This is a genomic window from Alteromonas sp. 4NH20-0104 (assembly GCF_057547795.1).
In genome coordinates this window covers 56,120-69,864 of record NZ_BAAJLP010000014.1, presented here as the reverse complement: position 1 = coordinate 69,864, position 13,745 = coordinate 56,120, and the positions used below count along the sequence as shown (strand labels likewise).

Annotated in this window: 14 protein-coding genes; 3 read left to right on the top strand and 11 right to left on the bottom strand. The window is 50.5% G+C overall.

Going from position 1 to position 13,745, the window contains the following annotated elements:
• Positions 1-4: 4 nt before the first annotated feature.
• Complete coding sequence (locus AC27IB_RS11675) at positions 5-1,741, bottom strand: PHA/PHB synthase family protein (protein ID WP_487121023.1); 1,737 nt, start codon at positions 1,739-1,741, stop codon at positions 5-7.
• Between the two features lie 168 nt (positions 1,742-1,909).
• Between AC27IB_RS11675 and AC27IB_RS11670 the strand changes: the two genes are divergently transcribed.
• Entirely contained in the window at positions 1,910-3,304 is a 1,395-nt protein-coding gene (locus AC27IB_RS11670; RefSeq protein ID WP_296046887.1) for a bifunctional enoyl-CoA hydratase/phosphate acetyltransferase, read from the top strand.
• On the top strand, positions 3,301-4,398 hold the full coding sequence (locus AC27IB_RS11665) for an acetate/propionate family kinase (protein WP_296046885.1): 1,098 nt from the start codon (positions 3,301-3,303) through the stop codon (positions 4,396-4,398). Before AC27IB_RS11670 ends, AC27IB_RS11665 begins: the two co-directional genes overlap by 4 nt.
• Positions 4,399-4,401: 3 nt before the next feature.
• On the opposite strand, the gene AC27IB_RS11660 is transcribed toward AC27IB_RS11665, so the two are convergent.
• Both AC27IB_RS11660 and AC27IB_RS11655 read right to left on the bottom strand, forming a co-directional pair.
• A complete protein-coding gene (locus AC27IB_RS11660) occupies positions 4,402-4,767 on the bottom strand; it encodes a zf-TFIIB domain-containing protein (protein WP_296046883.1) in 366 nt (121 codons plus the stop codon).
• Positions 4,768-4,884: 117 nt separating this feature from the next.
• A complete protein-coding gene (locus AC27IB_RS11655; protein ID WP_296046881.1) occupies positions 4,885-5,667 on the bottom strand; it encodes a carboxymuconolactone decarboxylase family protein in 783 nt (260 codons plus the stop codon).
• On the opposite strand from AC27IB_RS11655, the gene AC27IB_RS11650 reads away from it, so the two are divergent.
• The gene (locus tag AC27IB_RS11650; protein WP_296046879.1) at positions 5,667-6,548 is read left to right on the top strand and encodes a LysR family transcriptional regulator; all 882 of its coding nucleotides are present in this window, start codon (positions 5,667-5,669) and stop codon (positions 6,546-6,548) included. The genes AC27IB_RS11655 and AC27IB_RS11650 overlap by 1 nt on opposite strands.
• Before the next feature lie 332 nt (positions 6,549-6,880).
• Here AC27IB_RS11650 and AC27IB_RS11645 read toward each other — a convergent pair whose 3' ends face one another.
• The 8 genes from AC27IB_RS11645 to AC27IB_RS11610 all read right to left on the bottom strand — a co-directional run bounded on the left by AC27IB_RS11645 (position 6,881) and on the right by AC27IB_RS11610 (position 13,715).
• Positions 6,881-7,453 (bottom strand): single-stranded DNA-binding protein, encoded by a 573-nt coding sequence (locus AC27IB_RS11645; protein WP_296046877.1) that lies wholly within the window; start codon positions 7,451-7,453, stop codon positions 6,881-6,883.
• A 367-nt stretch (positions 7,454-7,820) separates the two neighbouring features.
• Entirely contained in the window at positions 7,821-9,383 is a 1,563-nt protein-coding gene (locus tag AC27IB_RS11640; RefSeq protein ID WP_296048450.1) for a sodium/sugar symporter, read from the bottom strand.
• Between the two features lie 47 nt (positions 9,384-9,430).
• Positions 9,431-10,579, bottom strand: a complete 1,149-nt coding sequence (gene galK, locus AC27IB_RS11635) for a galactokinase (RefSeq protein ID WP_296048453.1) — start codon at positions 10,577-10,579, stop codon at positions 9,431-9,433.
• Positions 10,576-11,622, bottom strand: coding sequence for a UDP-glucose--hexose-1-phosphate uridylyltransferase (locus tag AC27IB_RS11630; RefSeq protein WP_487121019.1), 1,047 nt, complete (start codon positions 11,620-11,622; stop codon positions 10,576-10,578). The genes galK and AC27IB_RS11630 overlap by 4 nt, the downstream gene beginning before the upstream one ends.
• A 203-nt stretch (positions 11,623-11,825) precedes the next feature.
• Positions 11,826-12,710, bottom strand: a complete 885-nt coding sequence (locus tag AC27IB_RS11625; RefSeq protein WP_487121017.1) for an SMP-30/gluconolactonase/LRE family protein — start codon at positions 12,708-12,710, stop codon at positions 11,826-11,828.
• Between the two features lie 60 nt (positions 12,711-12,770).
• The gene (locus AC27IB_RS11620; RefSeq protein WP_296048460.1) at positions 12,771-13,175 is read right to left on the bottom strand and encodes a hypothetical protein; all 405 of its coding nucleotides are present in this window, start codon (positions 13,173-13,175) and stop codon (positions 12,771-12,773) included.
• Positions 13,176-13,243: 68 nt separating this feature from the next.
• Positions 13,244-13,492 carry a Blp family class II bacteriocin gene (locus AC27IB_RS11615; protein WP_296048463.1) on the bottom strand — a complete coding sequence of 83 codons (249 nt, stop codon included), beginning with the start codon at positions 13,490-13,492 and terminating at the stop codon, positions 13,244-13,246.
• Between the two features lie 10 nt (positions 13,493-13,502).
• Positions 13,503-13,715: a hypothetical protein gene (locus AC27IB_RS11610; protein WP_279320742.1), complete on the bottom strand. Its 213-nt coding sequence runs from the start codon at positions 13,713-13,715 to the stop codon at positions 13,503-13,505.
• Positions 13,716-13,745: the final 30 nt, after the last annotated feature.

Sequence of the window (13,745 nt, the reverse complement as noted above, 5' to 3'; positions counted from 1 at the left end):
CAGACTATAAAGCACGGACGTAATCACCGGGAGCTTCAGGCAGCGGTTTTACCGCTTCCACGGATCTGGCGTCGACCTGACGGCTGGACTGTGCAGCCAGCCATTGTTGCCACTCTGGCCACCATGAACCTTCCTGTAATGGCACATCGTCAAGCCAGGCCTGAGGTGGCAGATAGCTACCATCTTCCTTGCGGGTAGACATTTGATAAACCCGGTGCGGGTGACCTGGTTCACTGATAATACCGGCATTGTGGCCACCATTAGTCAGTAAAAAAGTAATATCTTTATCAATCAGCAGGTTGATTTTATACACCGACTGCCATGGCGCGACATGATCTTTGGCAGTGCCCACCACAAACAGCGGTACCTGAATATCGGCCAGCGCAATCGGTCTGTCGTCGACCATAAACTGCCCACTCGCCAGCGAGTTATGCAGATAACACTGGCGTAAATATTCGGCGTGCATGCGCGCAGGCATGCGGGTCGCGTCTTTGTTCCAGGTCAGCAGGTCGTTGGGATGCTGGCGTTCCCCCATCAGATACTCTTTTACCCAGCGGGCCCAAAGCAAATAGTTTGCCCGCAGCATAGTAAAAGTACCGGCCATGCTTTCTTTGGGTAAAAAGCCATTTTTGGCCATCACGGCCTCAAGCATAGATAGCTGGCTTTCATCAATAAATAGCCTGAGGTCGCCGGCATCGCTGAAGTCGGTTTGCGCAGCCAGTAGCGTTAATGCACAAAAAGGATTACGTTTCTCCCGTGCCAGCCAGGCTGCCGCCATAGTCAGCAAAGTCCCTCCCAAACAATAACCCACACCGTTGATTTGCTCGCCGGGCACTCGTTGCTGCACCGTATCGATAGCTTCCCCCAGGCCATGCTTCAGGTAATCTATCAGACTAACGTTATGATCCTCATGTTGCGGGTTTTTCCAGGAAATCATAAACACCGTATGCCCCTGGTTCACCAGATAGCGAACCAGCGAGTTATGTTCAGATAAATCAAGAATGTAATACTTCATTATCCAGGCCGGCACTATCAGTACCGGTTCGGCGCAGACGCTGTCTGTTGCCGGGCTGTATTGAATAAGCTCCAGCAGGCTATTCTTAAAAACTACCTGACCGGGTGTGACGGCAATATTCTCACCCACCCGGTAGGTTTCCTGGTGGTGCCCGTCAGACTCCTTAAAATACTGTTCGTGCAGATCTTCAATAAAATTATCGGCCCCTTTCACCAGGTTTGCCCCGGCAGACTCCAGCGTTTTGTGGATCACTTTCGGGTTAGTCAGCAGATAGTTTGCCGGCGATAACGCCTCCAGCCACTGCCGCACAGAAAAATTGACCATGTCAGTATGGTGTTTTTCAACGCCCTGTACGTCGCGGGTAGCCAGTTGCCACCATTGACGCATGGCGAGGTAGTTTTGTCGGTACAGGGCATATGGCCAGGGTTGCCACTCAGGCCCGGACAAACGGTTATCGGAAGCGGCCTCTTCAAGATTCTTATTCAGCGTGCTGGCATTGGTGAGCGTTAAATCCAACAGCGCCTGTTGCTTGCCAAGAGATAACAATAAGTGAATGAACCAGTCTGTAAAAGCCAGTGAATATGCTACCGGGTCAATACCGCCGGTAAATTGGGCCAGTACCTGGTTAATAGCGTAATCGGGCTTTAGTGGCTCGCTAACATCATCGGGGACCGCGTGCTGATCGGTGTATGTGTATTCAATAACATTACTTTCATGATTTATCATAACAAGTCTCCCTGACGGTTTTGTTCAGCATACCAGTGCCGGCACTTAAAAAGCTTGATCTTGATGGGTATCAATGCACATTTATTCATCTACTTGTAGTGTAACCATGTAATATTACAAAGCGAGTTACAGCTTTCAACATGTGGCGCCTCTGGCCGGAGAATCAATATGGAAATGATACGTAATAAACCCTACGACAGCATTGCGGTGGGCGATAAAGCCTCGCTTTCCCGTACGCTGACCCGTAAAGATATACAGCTGTTTGCAATCATGTCAGGCGACGTGAACCCCGCCCACGTTGATGAAGAATATGCCAACAGTTCTCAGTTTCATCATATTATCGCTCATGGGATGTGGGGAGGCGCTTTGATTTCAACCGTGCTGGGTACCCAGTTACCCGGTCCGGGCACGATTTACCTGAAGCAGGATTTCACGTTCCGCCGTCCGGTGTCGCTGGGCGATAATCTAACCGTTACGGTCACGGTGGTAGAAAAACGCGAGCATCATCAAATTCTGCTAGATTGTGCCTGCACTAACCAGGAAGGTGAGGTGGTTATCGACGGCCAGGCCCTGGTGAAAGCCCCTACCGAACAAATAGACCGGCCCAGAGCGGTATTGCCGGCAGTGGAGCTTAAAGAGCAAAGCAGTGACCGCTATCAGCAATTTATGGACATGGCAAAAGGCATGTCGCCGCTTAAGACCTGTGTGATTCACCCGGTTGACCTGAATTCACTGGCCGGTGCCCTGGAAGCCGCAGCAGACAATCTGATTACCCCCATACTGGTGGGCCCGAAGGCGCGTATCGAACAGGTAGCGCAGGACAATAAACTTGATATCTCCGGCTTTGAACTGGTCGACACGCCCCATAGTCACGCCGCCGCGGAAGCAGCAGTTAAACTGGTTAGCAGCGGCAAGGCTGAAGCCCTGATGAAGGGCCACCTGCACACCGATGAAATGATGCACGAAGTACTCAACAAGGATTACGGGCTCAGAACCGGTCGGGTTATGAGCCATATCTTTGCGCTCGATGCGCCCAGCTATCATAAATCGCTGTTTCTGACCGATGCAGCGATTAATATCCGCCCTAACCTGGCCACCAAGAAAGATATCATTCAAAACGCCATAGAACTGGTGTACGCCCTGACCAACAAAACACCTAAGGTCGCTATCCTGTCGGCGGTTGAGACTGTCGAAGAGAAAATTCCCTCGACACTTGATGCAACCGCGCTGTGCAAAATGGCTGAGCGGGGTCAAATTGTTGGCGGACTACTCGACGGGCCTCTGGCGATGGATAACGCCATTTCCGCCGAAGCGGCCCAAGCCAAGGGCATTTTATCGCAGGTCGCCGGTGATGCTGATATTCTGGTTGCACCGGATCTGGAGTCGGGCAACATGCTGTTTAAACAAATGCGTTATCTGTCCGGGATAGAAGGTGCTGGCATTGTTCTGGGCGCCCGCGCGCCGATTATTCTGACCAGTCGGGCCGGCGGCCCGTTAACCCGCAAGGTATCCTGCGCCATGGCGCTGGTTTATCAGCGCAAACGGGGAGATGCGCCGTTATGAGTACGTCCGCTGATGTGCCCCACTACCTGGTATTAAACAGTGGCTCTTCCACTTTAAAATACGCGGTGTTTGACGCTGTGGACCTCAAGGTTGCAGAACGGGGCGTGTTTGAGCTCACCGCCGACAACTACGCAGAAACCCTTGAGGAAGTGCTGCACCACGGCGGCTATGTGACTGCCGTGGGCCACCGGGTTGTCCACGGCGGCACCAAGCATACCAAACCGCTGTTAATCGATGACGCCGCCCTGGCATCACTCGACAAGCTGTGCGACCTCGCCCCCCTGCATCAGCCTCACAATCTGCATGCCGTAAAGGTATTACGTGAGCTCCACCCAAAGCTGACTCAGGTGGCCTGTTTCGACACCGCTTTTCATCAGACTCAGCCGGCCTTACATACCCGCTATGCCATTCCGGCCAGCCTGCAACAACAGGGCATTCGCCGTTATGGCTTTCACGGTCTGTCTTATGAATATATCAGCCGTCAGCTGGCACAACAGGCGCAGCACTGCGGCGGTCGGGCAATCGTACTGCATCTTGGCAGCGGTGCCAGTGGTTGCGCTATGCGTGATGGCTGCAGCATAAGCTCGACGATGGGCTTTACCGCGCTCGATGGCCTGATGATGGCCACACGGTGTGGCACTATAGACCCCGGTTTGGTGTTGCACTGTCAAACGCAGTTAAACATGAGTGCAGCAGAGGTTACCTCCATGCTGTATAAACAGTCCGGGTTGCTGGGCGCTTCGGGGATCAGCGACGACATGCGCCAGCTGGTAGACCAAATGACAACCCCTGCCGCTGCAGAGGCTATTGCTCTTTATTGCCATTATATAGTGCGGGCAGTGGGCTCCCTCTGCGCTGAATTACACGGTCTGGATACGCTGGTCTTTACGGCTGGCGTGGGGGAAAACCAGCCCTTGATTCGCCAGCGTGTAAGCGAAGCGCTGAGCTGGCTTGGCATCAGTATTGATGAAACGGCTAACCAGGCCGGAGAATCCCTTATCAGTAAGCCGGGATCACGTGTGAAAGTCAGGGTGATCCCTACGGATGAGGAGTGGATTATCGCTCATCACATGAAGGCTTTACTCGGCCATTAGCGGTTATTTTAGTAAGCCGAAACGCTTGAGAAAATCACTGAGTGAGACCGTGGCATAGTCGACGTACTCCCCGGCATCGTAGAAACGGCCATGGCATTGGGGGCAGCTTTCAAAATGAATGTGACGTTGCCCGCTGTCGGTCATTTCGAGCATTTTAATGTTAGGGCACACCGGGCAGTAAATATCACTTATTTCGCTGTATAAAGCGCCCATTTCCCGGTCACCGGTATCAACCGCTTTGGCGAAATCCTTAAGTTCCTGGTGTTCCATCACGTCAAACCATAAACCATGACAGGTACAACAGCGTTCAATGACACCGGCCGGTGTACTGAGATGCTCAAAATTACCATGACACTTTGGACAATCCATACGCTTTCCTGTACAGCAAACACAAACAGAATTTTACTATATGTATTTTAGGCCGCGCTGTCATGCATAACAAAAAAGCCCGCATCAGGCGGGCTTATGGTACATCGTTTAAAGCGACTACTCTTTGCGTTTGGCAAAGATCTCTTTAAACACCGGCAGCGCCGAAAACGCTTTTGGCCAGCCAGAGTAAAACGCAATCTGAGTGATCACCTCACCGGCTTCAGGTTCAGTCAGTCCGTTATCCATCGCCTTATTAAGGTGGAAATTAACCTGTTCAACCTGACCGGTAGCCACCAGTGCACTGACCGTGGCGAGACTTCTGTCACGTGGCGCTAATCCCGGGCGCAGCCAAAGATCCATAAATAAAGCGTCGGTGGTGTAAGCAACCGTGCCCGGACTGACTTCGCCGTAGGTCTTATCCACAAAAGTCCGGCGCTGTTGTTCGGCTTCCTTGTCATAAGACAGCAACTCCAGCTTGTCCGACGGCAGCTGTTTAGCCTGAATGTTGTGGGCCTCGTAAACCGGACCAATCGCAGCAATCGCAGCCCGGGCATTGGCAAAGCCGGTATAGAAAGCCAGGTGGTTTATGATTTCGGCAATTTCTTCGGGCGTAACGTCGCTGGCCAGCGCCTTTTCCACGATTTCAGGCATCGCGTCGAGCTGGCCGCGGGCAATCAGTGCAGCCAGAGTAACAATACTTCGATCCCGCGAAGAAAGCGCTTCGCGTTGCCACAAATCGTTTTCCATCCATTGATTCTGATTGGTAGCAACCAGCGGTGCTACACGCTCGACATACTTACTGTTCATTGACGCTTCTCCTGCATGACTACCAAACGCTGCAATCGATAGTGCGGCGCCTGTAGTAGCTGCCGCATAAAATTTACCAAATCGGGTTCGCATTGAAAGTCTCCTTACTGACCGTACTGTTCGTCGCTGACTTTTTCTTCCCATACCACGTTTTTGCCCTCAACTTTCTGTTGAATCGCCATGTGAGTCATTCCATGCGTGCGCTCGAAGAACGTCTGGGCATCCGGTTACTGACCCGCACCACCAGAAACGTGTCAACCACAGAGGCCGGTGAGCGCATTCTACAACGAATTGCTCCGCGCTTTGAGGATATAGATACCGAACTGGAAATGCTTTCTGAACTCACCAGTAAGGCGGCTGGCCTGGTGCGCATTAGTTGTAGCGATCATGCTGCTTTCAACCTGGTGTGGCCCAAATTATCGCCATTACTGGAAGAATACCCGGATATTCAGCTGGAAATTAATGTTGATAACGGTTTTACCAACATAGTGTCGAGCCGTTTTGATGCGGGCGTCCGCTTGGGTGAAGCGGTCGAAAAAGACATGATTGCTGTACGGGTTGGCCCGCCAATGCGGATGGCCATGGTTGCAACGCCCGGCTATCTGGCACAACACGGAACGCCCACCTCCCCCGAAGAACTCACCGAACACAAATGTATCAGCCTGCGTCTGATTTCGGCCGGACGGGTATACGAGTGGGAGCTCGATAATGGTAAGCGTCAGGTGAATGTAAAATCCAAAGGGCAGGTTATCTTTAATCATCCGGCGCTCATTTGCAAAGCGGCGCTGGAAGGCTTCGGCCTGGCCTTCTTACCCGAAGATATGTTCGCTTCCGCGCTCACACAAGGCAAGTTAATTCGGGTAATGGAAGACTGGTGTCAGCCGTTTCCCGGCTATCATCTTTACTACCCGAACCGTAATAACCACTCTCCGGCCTTTAGCGCCGTGATTGACAGGCTGCGCTACCGGGAGTGACTTTGCCGGTTATCGATTAATGAACCTCACTCATTAGCGCATTGTCAATTTGCTGCTGCCATTCGTCTCAGTATTAGTGATATAAATAAGACAAATATTGCACTGTAGACAGGTTTTCCGGGCGAGGCAGAATGTATTTCGTAGCCCAGCCCAGGGCAGTTGGTATGGCACCCGGTCAGCAACTGCCCACTCACTTCATTTCACTACATGTGCCCCTGTATGCTGCCTCTTAGGCATACGGAGTTTTTTGGGGAAGCTTTATGCTTCCCATTTTTTTATCTCCATAAAAAAACCCCGCTTTCGCGAGGTTTCTAAATTATTCAGACTGCCATTTAGAACGGGATATCGTCATCAAAGTCGAAATCGGGTTCAGCCATTGGCGGTTTTGGTTGATTCTGGCCACCTTGTGGGCGCTGCTGTTGAGCTGGCTGTTGATAACCGCCGCCCTGATTGCCACCACCCTGGTTACCGCCACCGTAATTCTGGTTGCCGCCACCATGGCCACCGCCTTGCTGACCACCTTGTGGTCGTTGCTGGTAACCACCGCCCTGGCCACCCTGACCACCTTCACGTCCGCCCAGCATTTGCATCTGATCAACGATAATTTCGGTAGTATAACGGTCCTGACCCTGTTGGTCCTGCCATTTACGGGTTTGCAGTTTACCTTCTACGTAAATTTGCGACCCTTTTTTCAGGTATTCACCAGCAATTTCAGCTAACCGGCGATACATGGTTAAACGGTGCCACTCTGTACGTTCCTGCACCTGCCCTTGCTGATCTTTCCAGCTTTCACTGGTCGCCAGGCTTAGATTGGCAACGGCGTTGCCGTTGGGCATGTAACGTACTTCCGGGTCGTTACCTAAATTACCGACCAGAATGACTTTGTTAACGCCTCGAGTTGCCATGATGTCTCCTAAAATCTGTTTACGCTTTTATAATAATATAAGCGCATGCAGCGCTTCGTCGTCATGTGTAAAGCTTGCCAGTATAACGCATTTTTTGCGCTCGCTCAGCGCCTTTTTCAGGTTAAATAAAAATACCCGATAACGGCATACTAACTCCTTGTTTTAGCAAAAAGACTACTTGAAAATGGCGGGCTTTTCACCTGTCCCGGAAACCGGTTCTTTTACGCTGGCCTGGTCAGGCCCGGTACCTGCACGAGTAAATAGCTTATGCCCGTCATCCCCCTCACTACAGACAGGCATAAAACAGATAAAAAAAAGCCTCAATCAAATTGAGGCTTTTAGAAACGCTATCAGCAAGCGGTAGAGACTACCACCAGGTGATATAAAACGCCGCCACCACGATGGTTAATGCGACAGAGGCCACATTGAACACCGAAGACGTTTTAAAGTTAATATCGTTAAGCTGAACAGCGTGGTCATGGTCGCCTTTGCCTTCATACAGGCTGATTGCGACTGCCAGACCAACACACAGTAAAAATACAATGCCCACACGGTCCATAAATGGCAGCTCAGGCAGCAGTAATTTAAATGCCAGACTGAATACTGCGGAACCCACCGCGGCAACCAGACCACCGTTAGCCGTTGTCTTTTTCCAGAACATACCCAGTGCAAACAAGGCGACAATACCCGGTGTAAAGAAGCCGGTAAATTCCTGAATATACTGGAACGCCTGATCAAACTGACCCAGCAGAGGCTTAGCCACTAGCATGGCAATAATCAGTGCCACTAAACTCACAATACGACCGACTTTCACGTAGTGATGCTGGCTCTTATTCGGGTTGCGATCTTTGTAGATATCCATGGTAAAAATGGTCGAAACACTGTTTGTCATGGACGCCAGCGACGACACAATGGCAGCAACCAGTGCGGCGAAGATAATGCCTTTGAGGCCAACCGGCATCAGCGTCATCAGCGATGGATAGGCCTGGTCGGCTTTTTCCAGATCAGGTACCAGCAGCACCGCGGCGATACCCGGTAGTACCACAATCAACGGCATCAGTACTTTCAGGAAGGCAGCAAATACAATCCCTTTCTGCGCTTCATTAACACTCTTCGCAGCCAGCGTACGCTGAATAATGTACTGGTTGAAGCCCCAGTAAGACAGGTTCATGATCCACATACCACCAATCAGAACCGAGAGGCCCGGCAGATCCATGTAGTGTGGATTGTCTTCACTGAGGATCATATCGAACTTGCCAGGCAGTTGCTCAGTAACGGTATTGAAACCTGCCCACACACCAGCACCGTCGCCGATAATGTTCAAAGCCGTGTATGACAGGAACAAGCCCCCCAGAACCAATAGCACTACCTGAATGATGTCGGTCATGGCTACCGCTTTAAGCCCACCGTACAAAGAGTAGGCCAGAGAGAATAAGCCGAGGAAAATCATACCGTAAATCAGGTCGACACCAGCAATAGTATTGATCGCCAACGCGCCCAGCCACAGCACCGCAGTGAGGTTAACAAACACATAAACACCCAACCAGAACACGGCCATTACCATGCGTACACGGTGGTCATAGCGTTGCTCAAGGAATTGCGGCATGGTGTAGATTTTGTGTTTAAGGAAGATTGGCAGGAAGTATTTACCTACAATAATCAGGGTAATAGCAGCCATCCACTCATAGGACGCGATCGCTAACCCGACCATATAGCCAGAACCGGACATGCCGATGATTTGCTCTGCCGAAATATTGGCTGCAATCAGTGAAGCGCCAATGGCCCACCAAGGCAGACTGGAGCCGGCCAGAAAGTAATCATTGGTGTCTTTCTCGTGTCCCTTCTCTTCCCGGGAAACCCACCATGCAATACCTATTAAGGCAATGACATAGATAACGAATAACGTTATGTCGAGTGTTTCAATTTTCATGTTGCGACCTACAGATTTGTAATTTTAATACGTAAATGAGCAACGAATTAACAATTTTTGTCAAAAGCACCTTGTTCAGCGGTGCAAATGTAAATAGTTTGTTTCAGCCCAGTTTTCGCATAATACTTGTCTTCCACCTGTTTAGTCACCCCTAAAAGCAAATTTTTTGGTAATAAAGCAACTACACAACCGCCAAAACCGCCTCCGGTCATCCTGGCACCGCCTGATTCACCTATCGTCTGCTGGATAATTTCTACTAAAGTATCAATGGCTGGCACTGTAATCTCAAAGTCATCACGCATGGAATCATGAGACTCAGCCATCAGTTGGCTTACTTTGCCAATATCACCGTTTGAAAGGGCATCGAACATGGTGGTCGTTCGCTCATTTTCAGTAATAATGTGGCGCGCCCGTTTGTATTCGTCTGGAGTTAAGGTTGCTTTGTGCGATGCCAGCAAAGCAATGTCTGCGTCCCGCAAACTGGCTACCCCAAGTTTACTGGCTGCCGACTCGCACTGCTGACGGCGCAGATTGTATTCACTGTCGACCAGGCCACGCTTAACGTTTGAATTCACAATCATAATCGCGAAGTCTTCGGGCAGGGCGATAAAGCGCTGAGACAAATCGCGGCAATCCAGCAACATGGCCTTACCGGGTTTACCTAACGCAGAAATCAGTTGATCCATAATGCCGCAGGAACAGCCAACAAACTCATTCTCGGCCTGCTGGCCAAGCAGCGCCGCCTCAATCCCCTCAATATTCAGGTCATAAAGCTGAGTTAACGTACTGATGATTGCTACTTCAAAAGAAGCCGAAGAACTCAGGCCGGCCCCTTGTGGTACATTACCGGTGACCACCAGGTTAGCCCCGCCTAGCTGCGGATACCTGGCACGAACCACCTGACAAACGCCCTTCACATAGTTAAGCCAGCCCGGTTGTGGCTGATGCTCAATGTTGTCGAGGGAAAATTCGGCACACGCATTATCGTAATCAACGGCCACCACCCTGATAATACCGTCATCCCGTCTGGCCGCAGCGATAGCGGTACCAAAATTAATTGCCGCCGGAAACACGAATCCCTCGTTGTAATCGGTGTGTTCACCAATCAGATTGACCCGGCCAGGGGCATGGCTGGTAACCTCGGCCGCAGCATTGAAATAAGTGGTAAAAAGAGAAGAAACATCAGCAAGTGTCATTGGCCGGCCTTTTTATAATGCGTTGTTGATAGTGCCTGCAAGCGCTGGGCAGCTTGTTCCGGGGTCAGATCGCGCTGGGCCTCGGCCATCATTTCATAACCCACCATAAATTTTCTGACACTGGCAGAGCGCAGCAAAGGTGGAAAGAAATGAGCGTGTAATCCCCACTCCGGGTGTTCCTCACCATCGCAAGGCTGGCTGTGCCACCCCATAGAATAAGGAAAAGACGTGTTAAATAAATTGTCATACTTGCTGGTGATCTCACCCACAATAACGGCCAGGTTCTCGGCCTGTGAATCACTCAGCGCAGCCAGCGAAGACACACTAAAACGTGGCAGTAACAGCGTTTCGAACGGCCACGCCGCCCAATAGGGCACTACTACCAGCCAATCGTCATTAATACACACAACCCGCTCGTTTAATGCCACTTCACGGTTTGCATAGTCCAGTAATAAGGAACTTTTATGTTGCTGATAATATTCGGCAAAACTCGCCTGTTTCTTTTCGGCCTGGGTAGGTAAATGGCGCTGCGCCCAAACCTGACCATGGGGGTGCGGATTGGAACAGCCCATCATCGCACCTTTATTCTCGAACACCTGTACCCACGGGTAGTCAACGCCAAGTTCTGCGGTTTGAGCCATCCAGCATTGCACTACGCCAACTCTTTCTTCATCCGTAAGTAATGGCAGTGTTTTGCTGTGATCCGGCGAAAAGCAAATCACCCGGCTACAGCCCTGTTCAGACTCATAGCGAAACAGCGGGTCGCTACTGGCACTATCGGGCGTGTCCGGTTGCAGCGCGGCGAAGTCGTTGGTAAACACAAAAGTCCCTTCATAAGCCGGATTGACTTCTCCGTTGATCCGGGTATTTCCCGGGCACAAATAACAACTCTCATCATAGGCAGGTAAGACCGATTGGTCTGGCTCATCCTGCTGGCCCTGCCAGGGGCGCTTAGCCCGGTGTGGCGATACCAGTACCCATTCTTGCAGTAACGGATTGTAACGTCGATGCGGATGATCTGACGGCTCAAAAGGAACAGACATGGTTAATTCCTGCTTAACTTAAGGGTAAACGTTTTCCCTATTCTCATATTTTTTTACATAGATGTAAATAACTCTGAGTAAACATGTCTGCTCCGATCAGCTATTTAACGTAGACAAGGTTTGCCAATATAAACTGACTGGAGCCATCAGGCAGGGTATACGTTTACCTTAGGCCAGTATACAAGAGGTTGATAAATCTGGAGTTAGTTATCATTAACCCTGGGTTCAGCCACACCTGTTACACCCACGTCGATTTCAAACACGCTACCAGCCAACGGATAATGATTTAACGCATCATCATCCATGCCGGTGCAGGCTGAGGTAACAAACAGTGTTGAGTAAGCAGGCCCGCCGAAAGTGACATTAGTAATTTGTGGTGCTGGCAATACAATTCGCTCGATGAGCTTTCCTGCCGGATCAAAGCAACACAGCCCATGGCCTTGCCAGCAGGCCACCCAAAGGTTGTCCTGGCTATCCACCGTGATGCCGTCCGGATAACCGTGGTGCGCGGGTAAAACAATGTGTTGGCGTTTATCGGCTAGCTGTCCATTGCTATCAACGGAAAAGGTGTAGATGGTTCGGGTGGCAGAACTCACCGAATAAAGCCGGTCTCCGGCAAGATTAATGGCAGGGCCATTAGAGACGACATAGCCACTGTCTACTTTATGTAAGTTGCGATTTTCGTTGAGACTGGTCAGTTGATAAAGACTACCGCTAGTTGCCGCTTCACTATCATCCATGGTGCCAAAATACAGCCGGCCAGCCTGGTCGGTTTTTGCATCATTCAAGCGATTGCCTGACGGTTCTTCGCTCAGCTGCAAAAAGCACTCGCCACAGCTCAGATCGTCGTTTAGCCAGTATATGCCCGACTGTAATCCAACAATAAAACGGCCGGAACGGGTTTCTTTTAGCCATCCAATTTGTTCTGGCATTGGAGTAGCCGTCACAGCCTTAGTGGTATAATCCATTCGGTATAACACCTGCTGCTTAATATCAACCCAGAAAACGCAGTTGTACCGGGCACTGTAATAGATGCCCTCGCCGAGGCTGCACCTGTGACGACTTACATTTAAAATTTTGACCGGCATTACATCTTTTCGCTGTTAAATAGTCCTGCGGGTGACCCCATCCATAACTGACTCCTTTAGTCAGCTGGCCGGCTGATAATTCACCATCAAAGCTGAATAGAGAAAGGCAAAGCTTACACAACCTGCAAACAGAATCGAATAGTGAATGTCACTTAAGAATAAAACCATTGAGATATCAGCACAAAGGAAAAAGCTACCGAAAAACAGTACAGCAAATAATGACTGACTATTTTGTTGCTGGCACAGTCGCTTGTCTCTTAGTACGTAAGCCATGACTTTCAGTACCGGTAGTTCTTTTTGCCAATGGCTTAGTTGTTTGCCCTGTGTGTGAGCATAAAGCTTTGCCGCAACGACAAGCGCAATGGGCGTCAGGATAACGGGTAACCAGATGTATCCTTCGCTAAAGCCGTGATAAACCGCCACAGTCATCAGTAGCAGGCTTGAGTAAATATAGATACGTTCCATGTGTTTTCTCCGAATAATAGTTTACGATTCATAGAGGAAAAAGCGGTTCTTAACGAACCGCTCAAGCGTTAGAAGACACTGCCACCATCGTCCTGGATTTGATCAACTATGCTATCAACACCGGACACCACTGCGCCTACGATACTGCCAGCCACTGCACCTGCGGCAGCACCAATAATGCCCCCCATGGCAGCACCTACAGTAGCTCCCGTAGCGGCTCCGGAAAGCGCACCTGAGCCCGCAGCTTCGAGAGCTTCAGTACCGCTTACCGACCCGCCTGTAACCACCATACACTCGTCTGACTCCAAACATCTCATATTGCTCTCCTTAGTCTGAGAAATATTCATAAGCTGCTCCTATCAAAGCTCCGGCAGCTACCACACCAATCACAACCGGAGCGGTAACAGTAGCTCCTACTGCAACGGCAATACCGACCACGGTAGCGCCTGCACCTGCACCAGTTGTAGCGCCTTCTGCGGCATCGATAACGTCACCGCCACCGCTAACCAGCTCGATATGCTTGCTATTTAATTCATACATAGATTGTTCCTTCACATGGGTTTAATTTTC